Raw genomic sequence first — 20,940 nt, forward strand, 5'->3', positions numbered from 1 at the left:
CCTATAACTTTGGGGGCTTTTTTTCTACCCTAAACTTCTCAAACACGCTCTTAGTCTTAATACGCTCAAGACATTATTTAGAATGAAATAGCCCTGCAAATTAAGAATGTTGCCCCCTAAGTTCTTTAAAAAAATTAAAAACTTTATTCATTCGTGACAATCTTATTTCCGATCCTAGTCCTTTAAGTAAACTACCTCTTTTGTCTTTGCTTCAGTTAAATAATAATCCATTGATCAAAAATGAATGCCCAATAAAAGACCGACCTATTAAGTTCGGGTTATAAGTCAGTCAGTCACTTGGTAGCGTAGCGCCCAAAAAAACAAAACTCTTGACATTTAATAACCAAAGCGATTCCTTTCAGGATGCTTACCACTGCTTACATTCCGTCAGGATTAATCCCAAGTGACCTAAGCATTTCGGCAAGTTGTTGGGCTAGTTTAGCCCATTACTGGACTGATGGCTCCAAAAGCTTTGTTTAACAAGGCTTTTGGAGCTATCTAAAACAAGTGGAATGTGTTTTAGGATTAGACTCTGATAATCCAAGCTTCGCGGGTATCGGCACTGACAAAAGAGGCAGGAACCACTTTGAGATCGACCCCTAACGATTGAAAGGCAGCACGAATTACGGTGGCGTGCGAAGCTTCAGTCGAGCCAATGCTTGCTCCAGCGGTAATCAGAGCAGGGGTTTTGAGTTGAGCGATTTCGGTAGTGTAGGCGATCGCAGCGTCCGTTTCCAAAGCTAGAGCCAATTTGGCAATATTCACATCTGAGTCTAGATTGCCTTCACCTTTTTCTAGATAGGGCTTCACGGTTTCTAGATAATCTGACTTAGCCATGACAGGGTTGCCGCCCAGTTGACGAATCACCATCGACAAAGTGTCACGGTGTTGCTTGTGGTCAGCTTGATTTGCCAAAGCGATCGCTAAGACTGCCTTGCCCACATTACTGCCTGTGAGCTTGCCTGCGGCAAAGCTATAGGCCCAGATTGCCTGATGCTCGTAAAACAATGCGTTATTAAGAATTTTGATATCGTCCTTGGCATGAGCTTTGTTGCTTGGCATGGCGATCGCATTGGAGGCAACAGATACCCCAGCAATGCCAACAGCTCCAAAAATTCCAGCCTTAATCAATTGGCGACGAGATGCAGATTGGGAAGACTTGGTTCGATACATGGTTTTATCCTCTTCAAGATTTGCTAGTGAGACCGAATTTAATGAATTTGCGACAGATGGAACATAAATTCCTGGCAGGAAAAGGTTCTTCAACAAGCTGCAAGCAGCTCGTTGAAATCGGGTGGGTCGATTACGTTCGCGAACGTATAACGAAAAGTTTTATAGAATCTATAATTGAGCGCGATCGGTAGGCAGAAATCAGTTGCTCTACTTTCATCGCGCTTTGATAGGAATTACGCCTGTTTTTGGGGATTGGATCTCTCAACCCCAAAAATAAATCTCAAATTAACGTCAGTTCAGGATAAGAGAACCTAAAACGCTATAAATCCCAAGGATCCCCCCCAGCCCCCCTTGAAAAAAGGGGGGAGAACTCACTTCCCTTTTGCAAGGGGGATGCCCGATAGGGCAGGGGGATCAAACCTCTCGGTTCCAGCAAGTCGGCTTGATTTTTTCCGAAATCCTTAACCCGAACTCAGGTCAAATTAGGCCTTGGCTCCACTCAGCCAGTGAGGAGAATTTTGTCTTAACCTCTCTGGCAATTGCTACAGGGGACTATTGTTCCTCGTAAGGCGAGTCAATCAATTTTTCGAGATCTATGAGATAAATCGCCAACCAAAGCTCGGCGATGGTGCGTTGAAAGGCATAATGCCAACCTGCCCAACCGTCTAGGATGCCACCTTTAAGTAATAAACAATAAAAGAAGACTAAAAAGGGGGCAAAGATTTTACGTTTGCGCAGGCGATCGCTCCAACTTAAGTCGCGATCGTCAGTGCTTAAGAGTTTCTTCGCTTCCAAAATCATGTAGCGATCTTGGGATTGCAGCCACCGACTGAGCGACTTGCGATCGTCATGATAAATCACTCCTTTTAGCATTGCAGAAGTTCCCTCAATGCGAACTCGCTGCGTGTGTCCGTCTGTGTAATAGCTTGCTTTAGCACGGCGATAGAGAACTGTGCGAGTTGGAAGCAGCGTTCCCCTGAGCATCTTTCCCTGCACGCAGTATTTAAAATTAACTTGATAGGCATCAACCAGAGGACTATCCACTAAGGTCTGGATCTCTTGAATGAGAGCATCACTCAGTACATAATCGGCATCCAGTGACAACACCCACTCTGATTGAATTTGTTCCAGTCCATAGTTACATTGGTTGGCGGCACAATCAAATCTTCTCTGTAAGATCGACACCTGTGGGAAGGTTGCTGCGATCGCTAGGGTGCGATCGTCACTAAAGCTGTCTAGCACAAGGATCTGTTTTGCCCATGTCAACCTCTGCAAGACTCGCTGAATGTTTGCTTCTTCGTTGTAAGTGAGAATAAGCGGTGTAATTGTTTCTATCATTCCTAGTCAAGATTCTCCAGAAATGTTGGGGTACTGGAAACCAGCATGGATTTCCAAACATAGGGCAACCTGCCTGCAAACCTAAATTCCAAATCTGTAAAGCCTTGCTGTTGTAGCAGTGCAGACAGTGTTTTTACTGAAAAGAATTTGATATGACCGCCATCCCAAAGTACGGTGAAATGACTATCCATTTTGCCTGTAGCTGCAAGGATGAGATTCTTGAGATAGCCATGATAGGGCGTAGTGAGAATCAATCTTCCGTTTGATCGCAGACATCGCTTTGCCGCTTGCAATAGTTCTTTCGGATAGAGTAGATGTTCGATTACCTCAGCCGCGATCGCAATATCAAAAGCTCTTTCTAATTTCCCATAGGGTAGATCGTAGATACTGGCATGGATAAATTGACAAGCTGGGAAGTTTTGGCGAGCGATCGCTACGCCTGACTCAGAATCCTCAACCCCTACAACTTCAAATCCCTTCTGAGATATAGCATTACTGAGGCTGCCATTGCCACAACCCAGATCGAGAACTCGTATGGGTTGTGCATGCAGGAGCTGAATTTGTGAAAGCATAGTCACTAGCGGAGGAAGCAAGTAGCGATGATGATGTCCTGCACTACTATTTTGATAGGGATAAGATAGGGTAGTCATGGAGTCAGAATGTTTGAATAAACCCCTGCTAATTTCGCCGCTATTTTATCCCAACTATACTGCGATGCAACCAACTGACTGGCGCGATCGCCCATTTGTTTAAACGCTTGCGGCTGCTCTAGGAAACTCGCGATCCCCATTGCAATTCCATCAATATCTAAGGCTGGGACTATGCCAAGCTGATGCTGTTCGACTTCGGCGGCTAAGGCTACGCCCCGTGTAATTAAGAGCGGTAAACCTACTGCCATCGCCTCCAAAACCGCAATCCCAAAATTTTCGGAATGGGAGGTGAGCGCAAATAGATCCGAACCCTGTAAAAACAACTGCTTGCGATCGCCTGTCACAAATCCTGCCCAATGGGTGCAGCGATCGAGTCCCTGTTCGCGCAATAAATCTTTCACTTCGGCTTCATAGGCTGGGTCTCCTTGCCCTGCCAGAATAAACCAAAAGGGATACTCTGTTCGGTTCATGCATTTCCCTAGGGCTGGGATCAGGTAATTTAAGCCTTTTTTGGCATGTAGCCGCGACATGAAAAGAATTATGGGTGTGTCTGCGGAAATTCCCAAAAGCTGGCGTAATTGCGATCGCGCTTCAGGTATGGGTGGAGGAATAGAAATTCCGTGGGGCAGAATAAAACTTGGTAGCGATAACCCTAACGCCGCAACTTCCTGCTGTTCTTGCAAAGATGTCAGGTGTAAAGTTTGACAATGCTTGAGATTCGCTCGTTCGATCGCGGATAAATAAATTTGTTTTTTGAATCGACTTTGCTGCAACGACCATACACATAATTGCCCCAACGGTCGATTGATGTAGGGAACCCCTTTCATGCGGGCGATCGCCATCGCGATCGTGGAAGGATAGGAGAAAATTGCATGAATATGGAGCAAATCGTAGTCCGTGACATGCTGCCACAGCCAAGCCGTGAGCGAACTAGAAAAAGCAAACTCGCGAATCCCACGCACAGAGGGAGAGTATCGGGGAAAAAAGCGAATCGGCACGCCTGCATATTCCGTCCAATCCTCTAGGGAAACATCCAACAAGTCCTTGCCGTTATCATTGGTGGTGGCAATTTCGTACCGAATGCGTCTCGCCGCAGCCGTTACCTTCCGATCGTCTTCAGAAACATCCCCCAAGACATTTAAAGCCTTGACCATTTCTAGGACAGCTTGACTCGGTCCCCCCCGAACCGCAGCTACCGAAGGAATGACATGCAAGATTTTCATGCGGCGCTTAATAATTTATCGATACAGTTTATCGGTTGCGCCACAGCATCATGGCATCGCCAAAGGAGTAGAAACGGTAATTCTGTGCGATCGCTTCTTTATAGACAGATAGTAAAAATTCTCGCCCACCCTCGCCTAAAAGTGAGGCAACCAGCATCATCAAGCTTGACTTCGGCAAATGAAAATTGGTAATCAAGCCATCTAAGATTTTCCATTCATAACCTGGGTAAATCATTAGATTGGTCTTGCCCTGATAGGGCTGCATATTACTGCTTTCAATGGCTCTCACAACCGTCGTACCGACGCCGATCACCCTTCCGCCTTTGGCTTTTGTAGCTTCGATCATGGCGATCGTTTCTTGAGATACCTCAAACCATTCACTGTGCATTTTATGCTCTCTGACATCTTCGGTCTCTACAGGTCGAAACGTGCCTAACCCCACATGCAGGGTAATGTAGGCTTGGTTTACTCCCATATCGCTCAGTTGCTGCAGTAGGGTCTCGGTGAAGTGCAAGCCCGCCGTTGGGGCAGCGATCGCACCAGGAACCTTGGCATAGACCGTTTGGTATTGCTCCGAGTCCGCTTGAGATTCCGTTACATAGGGTGGAAAAGGAATTTTGCCTAAATCGTCAATAATCTGGTGCAGGGTTTGATGCTCGGGAATATGAAACAGCAGATCTCTTGCCCTTGTGGCTTCATCGATCCCTTCAACCGTGGCTTTTACTTCCTCGTTAAAAATAATGGTGCTACCTACGGGTAGGCGTTTACCGGGCTTGACCAAGGACAACCAGCGATTATGTCCCGTTGGCTCCATGAGCAAAATTTCGACGGGTACGCCTGAGAGCTTATGCCCGTGCATGCGCGCCGGAATCACCCGCGTGTTGTTGAAAATCAGCAGGTCTCCTGATTTTAGGAGTTGGGGCAACTGATAAAAATGATGGTGATGGATGCTTTTGTCAGTATCTACTGCCAACAAACGCGAGTTATGCCTTGGGACAGCAGGATTTTGGGCAATGCAATTGCTGGGTAGTTCGTAGTCGTAGGCACTTAAGCTATGATCGATATTCGGCATTTGCAATTTGTAATCACTCCTAACACTTCCTAACCTTTTGAATTTAAATTCAACAGAAAAAAATAAAAATTTATATACGCAACTTGCTAACGAGTGGTATATAGAGGGTGGCATTTGCTCCTAGTCCAGATGTACCAAGCTGAATTTGCTTTTGATAAATCATCGCGATCGCGAAAAGCTTCCCATCTGTGCTAAAGCTACAGTGAAATGCTGAAGTTGCTGTATTAGGCACACCTTGACAAGACATAACTCAATCAAAAAATAACCCAAGAGGATTCTTATGCAATACCTAATGATGGATCTCCACCAACGCTTTATCGGTACATTAAACTACAACACACCGTTAGCCGTTGGGGATAAATTTGAGGCAAGCAACGCTAAGACTTATACAGTTGTAAGTATAGATGCTTCCCGTAACCCTAGTAAAAAGCACAAATCTGTAACAGTGATCGCAAATGGGGCTTCAGCACGTTCAAACTAGGTCAAAATCGTTCAAACTAGATTACTCAATTAAAAGTTAGACCAGATACTTTGTTGGTAGTAACTGAACCAAATTTAGACCTCGCTTAAAAAACATCTAGATCGAGACGGCATAGCCAGTCATCCATTGTTGCTCAGACTTTTAGAAAGTCAAGTCCGCTCTGTCGTTTTCCATTAAAAAAGGATGCCACTGAATTGATTTGCCAATTTTGCAAGTTTTTCTGAGATTGCCTGAGATTCTGATATCTCAGGCATATTTGCTTTGGGGGATTTTCACCATGAAAGATGAGTCAAATTCAGCGATCGCCTACAGTTTGCAAGGATTAGTTTTGTTGGTAGGCATTGCTCTATTGATTGCTAGCTATCGACTGAACTGGGGCATTAGAGCTTGGATCTCTGGCATCTTTTTTATTAACCTATTCGTACAGACGGTTTTGCTGTCTTTGGCACGCATTCAGGGGTTTTGGCAGCCATTCTTACAAAATATCTGGGTGAATATCGCCATGATCGCCAGTGTGGTAATTCTACTTTTGGCAGTTGTGGCGATCGCCCTGCTACATGGCTTAGGCATCCTCAGAAATTAGCCCTCTAGTTCGTCCAAGACCAAGCTATTGCCAACACCCTGATGCACGGTTTTTACCCACTTCAAACGTTTGGGGCGAATCGACATCCGCAGGGTTACGCTTGCCATTACAGGAATCCAGTGCAGCATATAGATCGTGCCGCGCAGGGTTTGCACCAAAGCGGTGAACCATGAGACTTGATATGATCGCTTAATGCCAAAAGCCATCCCAATCGTGGATAGGACTAAGGCAAATCCACCAATGGGGGCAAGTAAAGGCTGTTGTTTCAGTGCGATCGCGGCGATCAGGTCAGGCACAAAGGCAGTGGGTAAAAGATATTGGGTCAGTAAAAACATCGACATATCGGCAATTTTGGCAAACCCCATTTTGCTGTTTAAGATCGCCGACCAATAGTCTAGATAGCGCTGAAATCCACCTTCCGCCCAACGATTGCGTTGATGCCACAGTTGCATAAAGGTCTCTACCCCCTCTTCCTGTACGGCAGGAAAAGAGAGACAGCCAATATCCCATTGATGCAGGTGCAGGCGAATCGTGAGATCTAGGTCGTCCGTGATCGTCTCTTCATTCCAGCCACCACACTCCAATAAAGCCGATCGCCTGACAAACTGACCGTTGCCCCGCAGTTCGCCAATGCCACCCACGCGATTGCGCCGATCTTGAAAGAAAATATCCAACGCCATTTCTGCGGACTGTCCCTTTGTCCAAAAATTGTGAGCAGCATTGGCGATCGCCTTGCGTAACTGAACCGCTCCCGTGCGGGGACGTTGAAATAATGGCACGAGGGCATGTAAAAAATCGGCAGAAATTTGAGCATCGGCATCAAATACACCAATAATCTCGCCTTTGGTCAGGGGTAAAACTTGATTTAACGCACCCGACTTGCCACCTTTGCCATCGGCCCCGCGTCGAATGGTTTTGAGTTGTGGGAATTTTTGTTTGAGTTTTTCTAAAACTTCGGGGGTGCGATCGCTGCTGTTGTCATCAATAATCCATACTTCCCAGCGATCGGGATCGTAGTCGAGTTGACAGAGGGAGGTGACCAAGTTGGCAATTACAACCTCCTCATTTTTGGCAGCCACCAGCAGAGAGAAAAAAGGTAACTCTTGGTCTTGACTCTGGTTGGTAGTCGCACCAGCAGGCTGGGGCAGAGGCGGGGATACGAGCAACCGCAGTCCATGAATTGCCATAAACATGAGCAACCCTAAAATCAGCCATTGCCCCCAAGGCAACAGATGTAGCCACACGATCGAGGCATAAACGAAAGTTACGACGATCGCCGCCTTTAGCCTGCGCCTCTCACCCCTAGCAGTCAAGTTGCTGCCAAAATCTGTCTGATCCATCAAAATTTAAATACATTATTAAGAACTATGTAAAATCATAATCTTATCTTGCGATTAGATGGACAGTTACTCAAAACACATCGAACTAAGTGGGTTTTCTAAGTGGATTTTGGATTACACCAAACTTGGATGCAGCAGGCGATCTCACTGGCAGAGCAAGCAGGAGCCGCAGGCGAAATTCCTGTGGGGGCGATCGTAGTGAGTGCTCGCAATCAAGTGGTGGGGATCGGGGAAAATCGTAAGGAACGCGATCGCGATCCCACAGCCCACGCTGAAATTGTGGCAATAAGAGCCGCCGCTAAAAACTTAAAGGACTGGCATCTGAATGGGTGCAGTCTCTATGTCACCCTCGAACCATGCCCCATGTGTGCGGGGGCAATTATCCAAGCGCGAGTCAGTACCCTCATTTATGGCGCAGACGATCCGAAAACAGGGGCAATTCGTACTGTGACGAACTTACCCGATAGCCCAGTCTCATTCCATCGTCTAACTGTAATTGCTGGGATCTGCGAGATTTCTTGCCAGAATTTACTCCAAACATGGTTCCAACAATTGCGAAATGTAGAGCAGTCCTAAATGATTTGAGCGTAGGGGCAATTCATGAATTGCTCCCTCTATAGCTGCTTTAAGAAATGGGTTAGGATTAAATGAATCGCTCTAGGGAACCAACGATATGAGATGGGAAGAAGTTTGTGACAATAAGCAATTACAAGATTTACCCTTCAAAATTGAGTTAAATAAATGGGGTCAGATTGTAATGAGTCCAGTAAAGATCAAACATTCTTTTTATCAAGGTAGAATTCAACGTCTATTAGAATCTTTACTGAAGTCTGGAGAAGTCATGCCAGAATGCGCGATCGACACATCAGATGGGGTTAAAGTTGCAGATGTCGTTTGGTGCTCAGAGGAAAGATTTGACATCATTCAAGATCAAGTATCGGCTTCGATCGCACCAGAAATTTGTGTAGAAGTGAAGTCCCTTGGTAACACTTCGGATGAAATGGAGTTCAAGAAAAATTTATACTTTGCCGCTCAAGCTCTTGAAGTTTGGTTGTGCAACGAGCAAGGCGAAATCAAATTCTTTAGCCCCCAAAATGAATTGGCACATTCTCTTTTAGTTCCTGATTTTCCCAAGCAAATCAAACGATGATTTAAATGGTTCGCTTGATTAGCTGAACATAGTAAAATCTAATTGATTGGGTTTATTTCGGAGTGTATACGAGGCTTATGGTTTTAGCAACTCTGCGATCGGTCACCCTAGATGAGTTTACTAAGCTCCCCAACCTTGAGGAATCTCCAGCTTGGGAACTTCTCAACGGTCAAGTCTTACAAAAGCCTATGCCAACACTTCACCACAGTCGGTTGCAAAAACGCTTAGTCAGTGCGATCGATAATACGAATAGTGCCTATGAAGCTTTTCCAGAACTCCGTTGTATCTTGAGCCAAAACTCCGTTGTTCCAGATATCGCGATCGTTCACCAAAGTCGCATACCTGCTGGTAATGAGCCAATTCAAGGTGCCCCAGACTGGCTGATCGAGATCCTCTCTCCCGACCAAAGTACGACAAAACTAATTACAAAAATTCAGGATTGCCTTACGGAAGGAACTCAACTGGGTTGGTTAATCGACAGCCAAGAAAAAGTAGTCATGATTTTTCTACCCGAACAGCCTCTCCGCCTCCTTAGAGACGACACGCCTCTAACAGTCTTAAACGAAATTTCACTGCAACTAACCCCCGATCGCATTTTCGGTTGGTTAGAGTGCTAACGCGATCGCGAATCCTCAAGCTCGAAATCCGCCGTAAACTACCAACTACAACTGCCGCAGTCCCCGCAGTCTCCACAACCGCTGCAATCTGCTCCCGAGCAATCTAAAGCCGAACAATCCCCACAACCACTGCAATCTGCGCCTGAGCAATTGTTGAGCGCTCCACTTCCGCAATCGTCGAGTACATCGCAACCTATATAAGAACAGTCACCCAGATCGCCGCATTCATTACAGCCATTAGAAGAATTAGCTTTTTTGGCGGCTTTTACTGCTTCAGTTCCCTCCAAAGGAACTTCTGGAATTTCTTCTGGAATTTCTGCGGGGGGATCGGATGGTTCGGGAGATATATTCGCGAGGTGATAAGACCGTGTAGAAGATTGTGTAGAAGGCAGCGTGGAAGCTAGCCCCGCAGTTTGTATAGAAGCTTTTTTACAGATTCCCATGCGACGGGCTTTCAGGATTTGATTGGCTTCTTTACAGGCTTGAAAACGCTGACGGGAAGCCTTGACTGCTGTCATTACACCTTCTTCGATAATTACCCGCTTCACAAATTGCGAGCAGGACTCACCGCCATGCAAAATCCGATGGGCGCAAGAAAAGCCCTTATGGGGTGAAATATAACGCTGATAGCCAGCGATGGAAGTTACTGCAATCTTTCTAGCGGTTGTATCGAGAAGATTTGTGTGCATTGCCAATCCCCTTTATCAAATATTTCGATCTGACACCTACTGACCTTCGAGCTTTCAAGAACTTTTTAGAATTGAATCCCTGAAAACAATTCTCAACGGCGTACATTCCACTGCTTCAGAGGATTACTTGATATCCAAAATCCCTGCACTTTTGAGCTTCGGGTTAAAACGCACATCAAAGCCTATACCCCTTGCCTTGAGTTGTGTCAGAATTCCCTCTTCTAAACGCCTTGCCACATTCTTGAGAATTTTTTCCTGTTCGCCTTCATTGAGTGCTTCTGCTAAAAGTTGTTTTTCAGACTCCGTCATCTGTTTTTTGCAGTCTAGGGGTTGATCCCAAAGCTCTTGTTCTGCTGAGGTTAAGACTTTGTCCCCCAACCAAGTAGCTTGCATTTCGCCGAGAACGGTACGGCTAGGCTTGGTCACCGTGGTGACTTTAACCCAGTGACAGCGATCGGGTACGCGCACGATATGAAGTTTTAGACTTGCCGCAATATCGCGGGAGATGCCCACATATTGCAGGGTGCGATCGCGATCGAAAATCGCATACACCCCGATCTTGCCAGCAAAATCTGCCGATATGCCCCCAGCTTCATCTAGGTAAGGCAAAAAGGGCAGCTCAGCTAAGGCTGGAATAGAATCTGTAATACTCATTTCGTTGTAAGGGATGGCGTAGGAATTGATTTAGTCAATGAGTTGCCACCAACCCAATGCAGGACCAATAAAGCGAATGGTTACCCACAAACCCGCCATCACAAAAATGCCGATCCAAGCAGCTTTTGTAGAGAGCGTGACAAACTGTTCTGCTTTTTTCTTTGTCCAAAAAGGGATCCAAGGAATTAAGGGCTCTGATTTACCGTAATCTTCTCCGAGAACTTCTTTGCGACGCTTTGATTCACCCATGGTTTTTTCCTAAGTTTTCTGCCAATTTCAAAGATCCAAGTTTTCGCAACTTATTTTTTCAATTCTAGAGGCAGGAGTTAATTTTTTCTCCATAACCTCATACCAACGCTACATTTCTCAATATTTTGCATTTAGCAATTATTATGAAGCCTAGGCGAGATCCTCTCGATCTGCTGTGTTAGGGGGGAGTTGTTCGCTTAAAGCTTGCCAGCCGGGCAACCAGAGCGATCGCTCGTTTAAGGCTTTAGCATTTAACCAAAAACATACCGTGCGATTCCCCGAGTGGGGATGCGTTCCGCCGCAAGCGGCTTTGAGTTCGGCAAAGACTAGATTGCCTTCATTCTTGCGATTGGTGACGATAAAATGCCGCCAACCGAAAGTTTCCTGCATGGCAGTCCACTTAGAACCAACTAAGAATGGAAACTTTTGCTTTTTTGACATTGACTTTTTTGATGGGGGTATGGGTACTAAAATATGAGTCTGAGGCAATCTTACTTTTGGAGATCGCTTCCCATAGATATCTTGCCGCAGATCGGCGACTCTAATTCAGCAGCGCACTTTTTATGATGGACTTTGACCCCGCTTACAATCGTCTTGCGATCGCCCAGTTACCGCAGCGCATTGGTGCGACCCTGATCGATTTTGTCGCCTGTGAATTTCTCAGCCAACTGATTCAGGCATTGATCTGGAACAACAACGATGGCTCTTTGAATACTTTTATTTTTGCACCCGTTTGGTTTTTATTCCGCGTCTTGGTGTCGAGCAAAGCACAGGGACAGAGTTTTGGGCGTTGGCTGATGAGCATTCGGGTCGTAGATATGAACTACGGCAAAACTTCTGGAATCGTCGATCTGCTCAAGCGCGAGGCTGTAATTTTCCTTGGGCTTGTGATTTTACTCAGTACTTTCACCACCACCTTAATTGTGTTTGCTTGGTTGCCCTTAGCGGTGGATATCATCTTTGCGATCGCCGATCCCGTAAAACGTCAAATGCTGCACGATCGCTTAGGCGGTACAATTGTAATTATGTCTAGAAAAGGGTTTGAACTAGATCGCAAGCTATCTAAGTTATTTGGTCAAGTCGGTCAGCGCACCACGCAGCTCTATCAAGATCGATATGGTGGACGCGATGACGATTTAGACTATCAGCCCCGCAATACCAATCGCGGTCAACCCCGCAGTCAATCCCCTAGTCAGTCTCGCAGTCAAAAGCAAACGCGTTACCCAGAAGATGATTACGGCTATGAAGAGCGATCGCGCCCCCCAAGTCGCGCCAGAAGACCTCGCCGTCGAAGATGATTTGGACGTTATTTCAAAATGCACATATCCATGTAATAATAAAAGACCGTGCTTTCAAATAATGTTTTCAAATTAGGAAAATGGCTAAAGGCGTTCGCATCATTATTTCTCTGGAATGCACCGAGTGTCGCACAAATATCGATAAGCGATCGCCCGGTGTCAACCGCTACACGACCACCAAAAATCGTCGCAATACGACGGCGAGGATAGAACTCAAGAAATTCTGCCCTCACTGCAACAAGCATACCGTTCACAAAGAAATTAAATAACCACTCTTGTCGTTGATTAAATAGCTATGTCCTTCTATCGTAAGCGCCTTTCTCCGATCAATCCCAAAGATCCGATCGACTATAAAGATGTAGATTTGCTCCGCAAGTACATCACCGAGCGTGGCAAGATTTTGCCTCGTCGTATCACTGGTTTGACTGCCAAACAACAGCGCCAACTCACCACGGCCATCAAGCAAGCTAGAGTGGTTGCCCTGTTACCTTTCATCAACAAAGAAGGCTAGAAAAAACTAGGGCATTTGCTCTGGCTTAATTTTTCGCCCATGCCCAATGCTTTATGGTTGGGCATATTTTGTGTTTTTAAACGATCTATCTTGGTATATGGCTTGGTTCCGTCCATTGAGGGCAGCATAATTTCCCTATGAGTCAATTACAGCAAGAACTAGAACAGGCGGTTAATCTCCGACGCACCTTTGCAATTATTTCTCACCCTGATGCAGGGAAAACGACACTAACTGAGAAATTGCTGTTGTATGGGGGAGCGATCCATTTGGCGGGTGCTGTGAAAGCCAGAGCATCTCAACGTCATGTCACCTCTGACTGGATGGAGCTAGAACAACAGAGGGGTATTTCGATTACCTCTACCGTCTTGCAGTTTAACTATCAGGGCTGTTGCGTTAATTTACTCGATACCCCTGGGCACAAAGATTTTAGCGAAGATACCTATCGCACCTTGGCAGCCGCAGATAATGCCGTGATGTTGGTCGATGCTGCTAAGGGTTTAGAAACCCAGACCCGCAAGCTTTTTGAAGTTTGTCGGATGCGATCGCTTCCCATTTTTACCTTTATCAACAAACTCGATCGCCCTGCTCGCGAACCCTTAGAACTCTTAGACGAAATCGAGAAAGAACTAGGCTTAATCCCCTATGTGATGAATTATCCGATTGGGACAGGCGATCGCTTTAAGGGCGTCTACGATCGCGCCAGCAAGACAATTCACCTATTTAAGCGCAGCGGTCACGGGCAACGGGAAGCCGAGGTACAGATTTTGCCTGCCGACGATCCGCAAATTCTTGACTATATTGACCAAGATCTCTACGAGAAATTTCTAGAAGAATTAGAAGTACTAGATACCCTTGGCCCAGAGTGGGACGAACAGGCACTCCATCGCGGTGAAATTACGCCCATCTTTTTTGGCAGTGCCATGACCAACTTTGGTGTGGAGTTATTTCTCAAATCATTTTTAGAACATGCGCTCAAGCCGGGTGTTCATGACAGCAGCATTGGCGAAGTCTCTCCCGTAGATGAGGAGTTTTCTGCCTTTGTGTTTAAGCTACAGGCAAACATGGATCCGAAGCATCGCGATCGCATTGCCTTTGTGCGGGTTTGCTCGGGTAAGTTTGAGAAGGATATGGCGGTTACCCATGTGCGCAGCGGCAAGTCCATTCGCCTTTCTCACGCTCAGAAATTGTTTGGTCAAGATCGCGAAGCGATCGATATTGCCTATGCTGGCGATGTGATTGGCTTAAATAACCCCGGTATGTTTGCGATCGGGGACACGATTTGTATTGGCAAAAAGCGTCAATATGCGGGCATCCCTTGCTTTTCGCCTGAAATTTTTGCTTACCTTCGCAATCCCAATCCCTCAAAATTCAAGCAATTTAGGAAAGGTGTAGCGGAACTGCAAGAAGAAGGAGCGATTCAAATTATGTACTCGGTGGATGAAGCAAAGCGAGATCCCATCTTGGGTGCAGTCGGACAATTGCAGTTTGAAGTCGTTCAGTTTCGCTTACAGAACGAATATGGTGTGGAATCGCAATTGGAATCTCTTGCTTTTTCCGTGGCACGTTGGGTAGAAGATGGTTGGGAAGCTTTAGATGAAGTTGGCAGATTATTTAATACCCTTGTCGTCAAAGATAGTTTGGGTCGTCCTGTGCTCCTGTTTAAAAACACTTGGAACCTCAGTCAAATTGAATCCGATCACCCCAAATTGAGGCTGAAAGCGATCGCACCGATCGCTGGCTTTACGACTTAATTTTGTCTTTGCAGTTTGTCTGCCATGTCACCTCTAAAAAAAGATTAAGATAGTGCAACAGTCCAAGCCTTATCTATTCAAGCCTTTTTATCTCTTTTGCTAAAACCGATTGAGGAAAGTTGACCTATGGTACAGACACCTAGCAAAGCGATCGCCCTAGAAGAATTCCTCAAGCTGCCTGAAACCAAACCAGCCAGTGAATTTATTGACGGTCAAATTATTCAAAAAGCTATGCCCCAAGGAGAACACAGTCGCCTTCAGCAGAAGCTGATCGCAGCAATTAACGCCGTACTGGAAGATAAGAAAATTGCACTTGCTTTACCAGAGCTGCGTTGTACTTTTGGGGGACGTTCTGTAGTGCCAGATGTGGCAGTGTTTACTTGGGGAAATATTCCTACTCACCCCAACGGTACGATCGCCAATAGTTTCAATTTACCGCCTGATTGGGCGATCGAAATCCTCAGTCCCGACCAATCTGTAAATCGAGTCGTGGTTAATCTCCTATATTGCCTCGATCTCGGCTCTCAAATGGGTTGGTTGATCGACCCCGCCGAACGTTTGGTGATGATCTACAAACCGAAACAGCAGCCGATCGCGATCGACAAATCAGAGCAAGTTCTAGCTGTTCCCAACATTGCTTCCGAACTACAATTGACGCTTGGGCAATTGTTTGATTGGCTAAAAGTTCGGTAAAATTATATTTCTGAAACGATCTCACGATCTCTGACATAGGATATTGACCAATGCAGAGGTGTTAAAATTATCAAATGAACGACCCCGCCGCAAGCAGAAGGGGTATTAAATTCCAGTTTTTCTTGCCAATTACTTATGTCACAAGGAACGGGGAATCAAACCTTGATGTGATTGAAAAAATGTACACGTTGTTATGAATACAATCAACCAAACACCTGAAAGCTCTAAAAATTATTATAAGCAAAATCAAATTTTTGAGGATAATGAGGTTATGGTTATGGATATTGAAACAGAAGAAGAAGAAGAAATTATTGAACCGTTCGATCCTACTAAAATCAAAATCGATGCAAGGCAAATAACGATTGATTTAGTTCTCAATAGAATTAAGTTTGGGGAAATTGAATTATCTCCTGACTTTCAACGCGAGTCTAATATTTGGAATGATGTAGCGAAAAGCAGGCTAATTGAGTCTATGCTTATCCGCATTCCATTACCAGCATTTTATATAGATGCAACCGATGATAATAGATGGATAGTTATAGATGGACAGCAAAGATTAACTGCAATTAAACATTTTGTGTTAGATAAAAAAGATGCATTTCGATTGTCGAAACTAGAATTTCTCACCCAGTTTAATGATAAGTCTTACGATGAAATCCCAAGGAACTATCAACGAAGAATCAGTGAAACTCAAATCACAATTTATTTGATTGAAAAGGGAACTCCAGAAGAACTAAAATTCAACATCTTTAGACGAATTAACACTGGTGGATTACCTTTATCACCTCAAGAAATACGACATGCAATCAATCAAGGGAAAGCAACAAAATTCCTAGAAAAACTTGCTAAGTCTGAAGAATTCAAGAATGCAACAGCAAATGCTATTCCAGATAAACGTATGGCAGCACGCGAGACAGTTTTGCGCTTTCTAGCATTTAAAATCACTTATTTTTTACAATACAATGCCACTGATCTTGATACATTTTTAAATAATGCAATGAAAACAATGAACAACATGTCAGATAAACATTTTGATGATTTAGAAAGCAGTTTTTCAAAAGCTATGTCTGCTGCAACAGATATCTTTGGAAATGAAGCCTTTCGTAAACGTTCTGATATAAGTGCTAGAAGAATGCCTTTCAATAAAGCCCTTTTTGAATCTTGGTCTGTAAATCTAAGTTCTTTAAATTATGACCAAATCGAATTACTAAAACTCAAAAAAGATATTCTCATAGATGAATTCATTAAGCTTAATGGAGATCGTAGTTTTATAGATTCCATTTCTGAAGGGACAGGATCTATAGGAAGAGTGAAATATCGTTTCAGTAAAATCAAAGAGTTGATTGATAAAGTCTTAAATATTAACTAAAACCTTAGTATACAATTTAAAAGCTGTTAATTCAAAATGATTAATCTAGTAGAACTAAGAAGTTTTAAATGTTTTGAGAAAGAAGTCCTAAAATTAGAAAATATAACACTTTTAACTGGGCTAAACAGTTCTGGAAAATCTTCTTTTATTCAATCACTACTATTATTGCGACAATCATATCATCAAGGTCTTCTCCCAGATTTTGGATTGGCACTTAATGGTGATTTAGTTGCTATTGGCACTGCACAAGATGCACTATTTGAAGGCGCAGTGGAAGATCAAATAGGCTTTGAAGTCACTTGGGAAGACGGTAAAAAGGGGCAATGGCTATTTAATTACGATGGAATCGCCGATGTATTGAGTTTAAACTCACAACCTACAATATCTGAAATCTACAATACAAGCCTGTTTGAAAACTCCTTTCATTACCTTACTGCCGAACGAATTGGTCCTCGTCCATTTTTTGAAACCTCAGAATTTCAAGTGCGGCAACTCAAGCAAATTGGAACTAGAGGTGAATATGCTGCACACTTTCTATCAGTTTATAGAGATGAGGATATTCCAAATCTATCACTCAGTCATCCAAAAGCTAAATCAAATAGCTTAATTGAACAGGTTAGAGCTTGGATGGGAGAGGTGAGTCCAGGGACAAAAATTGAGAGAAAGGTGAGTCCAGACATGGGTTTAGTGAGTTTGCAATATTCCTACGGACTGAGTAACCCCTACCGAGCCACGAATGTTGGATTTGGCATTACATATACACTTCCAATTCTTATTGCTATATTATCTGCACCAGCAGGTACGCTCATTGTCCTTGAGAATCCAGAGGCTCATCTTCATCCCAAAGGGCAAGCTATGATGGGAAATTTATTAGCACTCGCAGCTAATTGTGGCGTTCAAGTTATCGTAGAGACTCATAGCGATCATGTCCTAAATGGAATTCGCCTTGCAGTTCATAGCGGTAAAATTAAGCCAGATGATGTCTGTCTACATTTTTTCCAACGTATTGAGCAAAATGGACAGGCTTCCAGCAAAGTTTCTTCGCCTAAGATTGATCGCAATGGTCGTATCGACCAATGGCCTGATGGTTTCTTTGATGAATGGGATAAAAGTTTGGATGCTTTATTGGAGCCTGCACAGGTGTGAAATATGGCTCTAGATATAGTCTTAAACGAGTTGTCTTTAGAAACGCCTGCTTCTGATCGAGCGATTGCTCGGCAATGGATGACTAATCTTATCCAAACTGTGAGATCGATCAATGCTCAGACTAAAAGTCAAGCTATTTTGCGTTCCTACTACGATTTCCATTCAACTTTCCTTACGTCTAACTATGCTCTACGTCAATGGTTAAACGATAATTCAGTAGATCGTGAAGAACGGCGATTTATTAGATCCCTCACTACAAAAGCACCTTTTTCTGAAGGTATTCTAGAGTCTGATGAAGTTCATTCCATTGAAAATAATATTGGTTCTTGTGAATTTCGATATCAGGGAAAACTAGCTATTGGACTCGGCATTGCCCATCTACTTGATGTTATTTCAGTGAGTGTAACCTCAGCAAGTTGTTGGGATTGCAGTTATTTAGATTTAGATGCTATCTCCATTGATGAAGATGACGCAAAAATAACGATTGTTCATGCAAGTCGTAAAGAGCATATACAAGATCACGTCGAGTGGATCAAAAACCATGTTTATGGCAATATCGATGGGAGAGATTTATGGAATCAAAAAGAGAAATTATTTCCAAATCTTCAATTTTGTGCTTCCGTTGAAAAACAGCTACAAAGTTTATCTATTGGCAATTCTATGCTAAATCCTGTGAAAAACAGATTACTTGAGTTGCAAAAATATGCGGAAAATTGGACAGAAGGTGGCTTTGATTCCAACAAGTTAGCTTGTAAAGCCACACCTGAAAGTGAGGCTACGTTGCAACAATATTCACAAGAGCGAACCTTTATCTGTCCTGATGATCAGAAACGTATTTTTAGCTGGCATGTTCGACTTACCCCTCTAGCTTGGCGTATTCATTTCTACCCAGAACAGTCAAGAAAAATACTCATTGGATATATTGGAAATCATCTACCCACTGCCAAATTCAACTAAATGCTTTTACCTGAGTATGGACTTTGAGTGATACCAATTTAAAGACCAAGTAGAACAGATCTAGCATGTCGTTAAGAAGCACAGTGTCTTGCGTTTCCTATCTGTTGCTTTCAGCCATTAAATTGGTATCACATTTATCTATCGCCCAAAACAAGAAACAGAAGTATTTGGTGACCCCGATCAAGTTCTCCCAATGCCAGCATTTGCCAGTGAGCTAAAATTTACAACCAAAGATTTGTTTGCTTGGTTACTGGAGTAATTATATCCCTTGCAGTTTGCCAGCCATTTGTAAAAGCGTCACTTCCCAAACTAGACGTGGTTGCACGTAACCAGCCAATAAATGCTTCGCTTCTTCTAGAGATTTCACGACTTGAGAACGACCTTGCGATCGCCAATAGTGGTTTTGCAGATAGTCAATTAACCATAGTTGCGACTCGACATCGAGGTCTTTGGTAATTTGCTTGGCGATCGCCATCGCAGTTTTGGCATCGGGGGGCAGACTTTCGGTTGTGGCTAAAATCTGGGGCGGAATTGCTTGAAATTGTTCGTAAGCCGCGATCGCTTCCCCTGGGGAACCCTGCGCCAACGCCACAATTTGTTCTGGTATCTCGGCATATCCCACCCTGCTTAAAACCTCTAACAAAGAGGCGCGATCGAGGCGATAAAAGGGAATGCGTTGACAGCGCGAAACCAACGTCGGCAAAATTGCACTGGCATCGGGGACAATCAGAATAATCGTGGCTCGTCCTGGTTCCTCTAAAGTTTTGAGCAGACCATTGGCGGCAGCTTCTGCCATCGTCTGTGCCTCTTGAACGATCACCACCGATCGCTTGCTCTCTAAAGGTGCATGGCTCAAAAAATCAGTAATATCTCGAATTTGCTCTAGCCGCACCTGTGGAGAAGCCCGACGCTTTAAACCAGCCTCCTCTGCCTCTTTTGCCGTCAGCATTTTACCTTTGTCGAGATAGGTGGGTTCTACCCATAAAACATCAGGATGATTGCGATCGCTGACCCTTTGACTAGATTTATGGGCGTTCGAGGCAGCATGTAAACCTGTATTCTGTATCAGGGTCTGGGCAAAGGCTAAGGCTGTAAGGCTGCGACCAATGCCATTGGCTCCAGTAAACAGATAGGCAGGGGCAATCCGATCGTATTTAATCGCTGCCTTTAATAGAGCGATCGCTTGGATTTGTCCGACAATAGAATCAAAAGCAGAATCAAAAGCCACACAAAAACTTTAAAAGGGTCGAGACGATCTTAGCCCTACCTTTAAAAAATAGAATTCATAAATTTATGACGATCAAAGCCACAACATTAAAAAAATTAGTCATCGCCAGTGGTAATCATGGTAAAGTCGCCGAATTTCGAGAATATTTGGCTGACCTGGGATTTGAGTTGTTGCCTAAGCCCGATGAACTGGATGTTGAAGAAACAGGCGAGACATTTTTAGCCAATGCCCACCTCAAAGCCTCTCAAGTCGCGATCGCTACAGGGGAATGGGCGCTTGCTGATGATTCGGGTTTAGAGGTAATGGCGTTGGGAGGAGCTCCGGGCGTGTTTTCGGCACGTTATGGCAGCAGCGACAGAGATCGGATTAATCGCATTTTGCAAGAACTTGACGACAATCCCAATCGCGAGGCTCAGTTTGTCTGCGCGATCGCTGTGGCTACACCCGATGGCAACATCATTGCGGAGGCGATCGGGGTTTGCAAAGGTGAAATTCTACACGTACCTCAAGGCGATAACGGCTTTGGCTACGATCCGATTTTTTTTGTCCCAGAACAGGGCAAAAGCTTTGGGGAAATGCCCAGTTATATCAAAGCCCAGATCAGTCACCGTGCGATCGCGCTTAACATCCTACGTCCCAAATTAAAAGACCTACAGCTAGCAATTCAACACTAGCAGCATGCTCACCCCCAAAGCTTTTAAACACAGCGAGCTAAGTCAGAAAATAGACCATGCTAATCAGCGCTGGGTAATTTGCGACAGTATCTAC

Annotated in this window: 26 protein-coding genes; 14 read left to right on the plus strand and 12 right to left on the minus strand. The window is 44.4% G+C overall.

Annotated features, from left to right (window positions below):
* Positions 1 to 525 precede the first annotated feature (525 nt).
* From V2H45_RS16010 to V2H45_RS16035, 6 genes are all read right to left on the minus strand, one after another.
* On the minus strand, positions 526 to 1,173 hold the full coding sequence (locus tag V2H45_RS16010) for a ferritin-like domain-containing protein (protein ID WP_330484659.1): 648 nt from the start codon (positions 1,171 to 1,173) through the stop codon (positions 526 to 528).
* A 552-nt stretch (positions 1,174 to 1,725) separates the two neighbouring features.
* Positions 1,726 to 2,511 carry a glycosyltransferase family 2 protein gene (locus V2H45_RS16015; protein WP_330484660.1) on the minus strand — a complete coding sequence of 262 codons (786 nt, stop codon included), beginning with the start codon at positions 2,509 to 2,511 and terminating at the stop codon, positions 1,726 to 1,728.
* Positions 2,512 to 2,513: 2 nt separating this feature from the next.
* Positions 2,514 to 3,161: a class I SAM-dependent methyltransferase gene (locus V2H45_RS16020; RefSeq protein ID WP_330484661.1), complete on the minus strand. Its 648-nt coding sequence runs from the start codon at positions 3,159 to 3,161 to the stop codon at positions 2,514 to 2,516.
* Complete coding sequence (locus V2H45_RS16025) at positions 3,158 to 4,384, minus strand: glycosyltransferase (RefSeq protein WP_330484662.1); 1,227 nt, start codon at positions 4,382 to 4,384, stop codon at positions 3,158 to 3,160. The genes V2H45_RS16020 and V2H45_RS16025 overlap by 4 nt, the downstream gene beginning before the upstream one ends.
* 28 nt (positions 4,385 to 4,412) lie before the next feature.
* Positions 4,413 to 5,456 (minus strand): tRNA preQ1(34) S-adenosylmethionine ribosyltransferase-isomerase QueA, encoded by a 1,044-nt coding sequence (gene queA, locus V2H45_RS16030; RefSeq protein WP_330484663.1) that lies wholly within the window; start codon positions 5,454 to 5,456, stop codon positions 4,413 to 4,415.
* Positions 5,457 to 5,526: 70 nt separating this feature from the next.
* Positions 5,527 to 5,703, minus strand: a complete 177-nt coding sequence (locus V2H45_RS16035; protein ID WP_330484664.1) for a hypothetical protein — start codon at positions 5,701 to 5,703, stop codon at positions 5,527 to 5,529.
* A 33-nt stretch (positions 5,704 to 5,736) separates the two neighbouring features.
* Here V2H45_RS16035 and V2H45_RS16040 point away from each other — a divergent pair, with 33 nt between their 5' ends.
* The gene (locus V2H45_RS16040; protein WP_330484665.1) at positions 5,737 to 5,937 is read left to right on the plus strand and encodes a hypothetical protein; all 201 of its coding nucleotides are present in this window, start codon (positions 5,737 to 5,739) and stop codon (positions 5,935 to 5,937) included.
* A gap of 277 nt (positions 5,938 to 6,214) precedes the next feature.
* Positions 6,215 to 6,520, plus strand: a complete 306-nt coding sequence (locus V2H45_RS16045) for a hypothetical protein (protein ID WP_330484666.1) — start codon at positions 6,215 to 6,217, stop codon at positions 6,518 to 6,520.
* Here the strand turns inward: V2H45_RS16045 and V2H45_RS16050 are convergent.
* Positions 6,517 to 7,860: a glycosyltransferase gene (locus V2H45_RS16050; protein ID WP_330484667.1), complete on the minus strand. Its 1,344-nt coding sequence runs from the start codon at positions 7,858 to 7,860 to the stop codon at positions 6,517 to 6,519. The genes V2H45_RS16045 and V2H45_RS16050 overlap by 4 nt on opposite strands.
* Positions 7,861 to 7,989: 129 nt before the next feature.
* Between V2H45_RS16050 and V2H45_RS16055 the strand changes: the two genes are divergently transcribed.
* The 3 genes from V2H45_RS16055 (at position 7,990) to V2H45_RS16065 (ending at position 9,627) form a co-directional block, all read left to right on the plus strand.
* Positions 7,990 to 8,436, plus strand: a complete 447-nt coding sequence (locus tag V2H45_RS16055) for a nucleoside deaminase (RefSeq protein WP_408648806.1) — start codon at positions 7,990 to 7,992, stop codon at positions 8,434 to 8,436.
* Positions 8,437 to 8,533: 97 nt separating this feature from the next.
* Entirely contained in the window at positions 8,534 to 9,010 is a 477-nt protein-coding gene (locus V2H45_RS16060; RefSeq protein ID WP_330484669.1) for a Uma2 family endonuclease, read from the plus strand.
* 77 nt (positions 9,011 to 9,087) lie between these two features.
* Positions 9,088 to 9,627 carry a Uma2 family endonuclease gene (locus V2H45_RS16065; protein ID WP_330484670.1) on the plus strand — a complete coding sequence of 180 codons (540 nt, stop codon included), beginning with the start codon at positions 9,088 to 9,090 and terminating at the stop codon, positions 9,625 to 9,627.
* Positions 9,628 to 9,665: 38 nt separating this feature from the next.
* On the opposite strand, the gene yidD is transcribed toward V2H45_RS16065, so the two are convergent.
* The 4 genes from yidD to V2H45_RS16085 form a co-directional block, all read right to left on the minus strand.
* The gene (gene yidD, locus V2H45_RS16070; RefSeq protein WP_330484671.1) at positions 9,666 to 10,316 is read right to left on the minus strand and encodes a membrane protein insertion efficiency factor YidD; all 651 of its coding nucleotides are present in this window, start codon (positions 10,314 to 10,316) and stop codon (positions 9,666 to 9,668) included.
* 123 nt (positions 10,317 to 10,439) lie between these two features.
* Entirely contained in the window at positions 10,440 to 10,970 is a 531-nt protein-coding gene (locus V2H45_RS16075; protein ID WP_330484672.1) for a GIY-YIG nuclease family protein, read from the minus strand.
* A 30-nt stretch (positions 10,971 to 11,000) separates the two neighbouring features.
* Positions 11,001 to 11,219 (minus strand): DUF2839 domain-containing protein, encoded by a 219-nt coding sequence (locus tag V2H45_RS16080; RefSeq protein WP_330484673.1) that lies wholly within the window; start codon positions 11,217 to 11,219, stop codon positions 11,001 to 11,003.
* 150 nt (positions 11,220 to 11,369) lie between these two features.
* Positions 11,370 to 11,660, minus strand: coding sequence for a TIGR02450 family Trp-rich protein (locus V2H45_RS16085; protein ID WP_330484674.1), 291 nt, complete (start codon positions 11,658 to 11,660; stop codon positions 11,370 to 11,372).
* A 122-nt stretch (positions 11,661 to 11,782) separates the two neighbouring features.
* On the opposite strand from V2H45_RS16085, the gene V2H45_RS16090 reads away from it, so the two are divergent.
* The 8 genes from V2H45_RS16090 (at position 11,783) to V2H45_RS16125 (ending at position 18,944) form a co-directional block, all read left to right on the plus strand.
* Positions 11,783 to 12,517, plus strand: a complete 735-nt coding sequence (locus V2H45_RS16090; RefSeq protein WP_330484675.1) for an RDD family protein — start codon at positions 11,783 to 11,785, stop codon at positions 12,515 to 12,517.
* 80 nt (positions 12,518 to 12,597) lie between these two features.
* Positions 12,598 to 12,786: a 50S ribosomal protein L33 gene (gene rpmG, locus V2H45_RS16095; protein WP_330484676.1), complete on the plus strand. Its 189-nt coding sequence runs from the start codon at positions 12,598 to 12,600 to the stop codon at positions 12,784 to 12,786.
* Positions 12,787 to 12,812: 26 nt separating this feature from the next.
* Positions 12,813 to 13,028, plus strand: a complete 216-nt coding sequence (gene rpsR, locus V2H45_RS16100) for a 30S ribosomal protein S18 (protein WP_408648805.1) — start codon at positions 12,813 to 12,815, stop codon at positions 13,026 to 13,028.
* A gap of 137 nt (positions 13,029 to 13,165) precedes the next feature.
* Positions 13,166 to 14,779, plus strand: coding sequence for a peptide chain release factor 3 (prfC, locus tag V2H45_RS16105; RefSeq protein WP_330484677.1), 1,614 nt, complete (start codon positions 13,166 to 13,168; stop codon positions 14,777 to 14,779).
* Between the two features lie 126 nt (positions 14,780 to 14,905).
* Complete coding sequence (locus V2H45_RS16110; RefSeq protein WP_330484678.1) at positions 14,906 to 15,472, plus strand: Uma2 family endonuclease; 567 nt, start codon at positions 14,906 to 14,908, stop codon at positions 15,470 to 15,472.
* Between the two features lie 193 nt (positions 15,473 to 15,665).
* Positions 15,666 to 16,841, plus strand: a complete 1,176-nt coding sequence (locus V2H45_RS16115) for a DUF262 domain-containing protein (protein WP_330484679.1) — start codon at positions 15,666 to 15,668, stop codon at positions 16,839 to 16,841.
* Positions 16,842 to 16,877: 36 nt separating this feature from the next.
* The gene (locus V2H45_RS16120; RefSeq protein ID WP_330484680.1) at positions 16,878 to 17,987 is read left to right on the plus strand and encodes an AAA family ATPase; all 1,110 of its coding nucleotides are present in this window, start codon (positions 16,878 to 16,880) and stop codon (positions 17,985 to 17,987) included.
* 3 nt (positions 17,988 to 17,990) lie between these two features.
* On the plus strand, positions 17,991 to 18,944 hold the full coding sequence (locus V2H45_RS16125; protein ID WP_330484681.1) for a hypothetical protein: 954 nt from the start codon (positions 17,991 to 17,993) through the stop codon (positions 18,942 to 18,944).
* 259 nt (positions 18,945 to 19,203) lie between these two features.
* Here the strand turns inward: V2H45_RS16125 and V2H45_RS16130 are convergent, their stop codons facing one another.
* Positions 19,204 to 20,172 (minus strand): DNA polymerase III subunit delta', encoded by a 969-nt coding sequence (locus V2H45_RS16130; protein ID WP_330484682.1) that lies wholly within the window; start codon positions 20,170 to 20,172, stop codon positions 19,204 to 19,206.
* 65 nt (positions 20,173 to 20,237) lie between these two features.
* Here V2H45_RS16130 and rdgB point away from each other — a divergent pair, with 65 nt between their 5' ends.
* Positions 20,238 to 20,846, plus strand: a complete 609-nt coding sequence (gene rdgB, locus V2H45_RS16135; RefSeq protein ID WP_330484683.1) for an RdgB/HAM1 family non-canonical purine NTP pyrophosphatase — start codon at positions 20,238 to 20,240, stop codon at positions 20,844 to 20,846.
* Positions 20,847 to 20,940: the final 94 nt, after the last annotated feature.

The sequence above is a fragment of the Tumidithrix elongata BACA0141 genome, from assembly GCF_036349135.1.
GTDB classification, from domain to species: Bacteria; Cyanobacteriota; Cyanobacteriia; order Pseudanabaenales; family Pseudanabaenaceae; genus Tumidithrix; species Tumidithrix elongata.

Bases quoted from the DNA above. Each gene is read 5' to 3' on its own strand.
- V2H45_RS16040 (WP_330484665.1), top strand. From the start codon at position 5,737: ATGCAATACCTAATGATGGATCTCCACCAACGCTTTATCGGTACATTA.
- V2H45_RS16090 (WP_330484675.1), top strand. From the start codon at position 11,783: ATGATGGACTTTGACCCCGCTTACAATCGTCTTGCGATCGCCCAGTTA.
- V2H45_RS16050 (WP_330484667.1), bottom strand. From the start codon at position 7,860: ATGGATCAGACAGATTTTGGCAGCAACTTGACTGCTAGGGGTGAGAGG.
- V2H45_RS16125 (WP_330484681.1), top strand. From the start codon at position 17,991: ATGGCTCTAGATATAGTCTTAAACGAGTTGTCTTTAGAAACGCCTGCT.
- rpmG (WP_330484676.1), top strand. From the start codon at position 12,598: ATGGCTAAAGGCGTTCGCATCATTATTTCTCTGGAATGCACCGAGTGT.
- prfC (WP_330484677.1), top strand. From the start codon at position 13,166: ATGAGTCAATTACAGCAAGAACTAGAACAGGCGGTTAATCTCCGACGC.
- V2H45_RS16020 (WP_330484661.1), bottom strand. From the start codon at position 3,161: ATGACTACCCTATCTTATCCCTATCAAAATAGTAGTGCAGGACATCAT.
- V2H45_RS16010 (WP_330484659.1), bottom strand. From the start codon at position 1,173: ATGTATCGAACCAAGTCTTCCCAATCTGCATCTCGTCGCCAATTGATT.
- V2H45_RS16035 (WP_330484664.1), bottom strand. From the start codon at position 5,703: ATGTCTTGTCAAGGTGTGCCTAATACAGCAACTTCAGCATTTCACTGT.
- rpsR (WP_408648805.1), top strand. From the start codon at position 12,813: ATGTCCTTCTATCGTAAGCGCCTTTCTCCGATCAATCCCAAAGATCCG.
- rdgB (WP_330484683.1), top strand. From the start codon at position 20,238: ATGACGATCAAAGCCACAACATTAAAAAAATTAGTCATCGCCAGTGGT.
- V2H45_RS16060 (WP_330484669.1), top strand. From the start codon at position 8,534: ATGAGATGGGAAGAAGTTTGTGACAATAAGCAATTACAAGATTTACCC.
- V2H45_RS16025 (WP_330484662.1), bottom strand. From the start codon at position 4,384: ATGAAAATCTTGCATGTCATTCCTTCGGTAGCTGCGGTTCGGGGGGGA.
- V2H45_RS16085 (WP_330484674.1), bottom strand. From the start codon at position 11,660: ATGTCAAAAAAGCAAAAGTTTCCATTCTTAGTTGGTTCTAAGTGGACT.
- V2H45_RS16075 (WP_330484672.1), bottom strand. From the start codon at position 10,970: ATGAGTATTACAGATTCTATTCCAGCCTTAGCTGAGCTGCCCTTTTTG.
- V2H45_RS16055 (WP_408648806.1), top strand. From the start codon at position 7,990: ATGCAGCAGGCGATCTCACTGGCAGAGCAAGCAGGAGCCGCAGGCGAA.
- V2H45_RS16120 (WP_330484680.1), top strand. From the start codon at position 16,878: ATGATTAATCTAGTAGAACTAAGAAGTTTTAAATGTTTTGAGAAAGAA.
- V2H45_RS16015 (WP_330484660.1), bottom strand. From the start codon at position 2,511: ATGATAGAAACAATTACACCGCTTATTCTCACTTACAACGAAGAAGCA.
- yidD (WP_330484671.1), bottom strand. From the start codon at position 10,316: ATGCACACAAATCTTCTCGATACAACCGCTAGAAAGATTGCAGTAACT.
- V2H45_RS16065 (WP_330484670.1), top strand. From the start codon at position 9,088: ATGGTTTTAGCAACTCTGCGATCGGTCACCCTAGATGAGTTTACTAAG.
- queA (WP_330484663.1), bottom strand. From the start codon at position 5,456: ATGCCGAATATCGATCATAGCTTAAGTGCCTACGACTACGAACTACCC.
- V2H45_RS16110 (WP_330484678.1), top strand. From the start codon at position 14,906: ATGGTACAGACACCTAGCAAAGCGATCGCCCTAGAAGAATTCCTCAAG.
- V2H45_RS16080 (WP_330484673.1), bottom strand. From the start codon at position 11,219: ATGGGTGAATCAAAGCGTCGCAAAGAAGTTCTCGGAGAAGATTACGGT.
- V2H45_RS16045 (WP_330484666.1), top strand. From the start codon at position 6,215: ATGAAAGATGAGTCAAATTCAGCGATCGCCTACAGTTTGCAAGGATTA.
- V2H45_RS16115 (WP_330484679.1), top strand. From the start codon at position 15,666: ATGAATACAATCAACCAAACACCTGAAAGCTCTAAAAATTATTATAAG.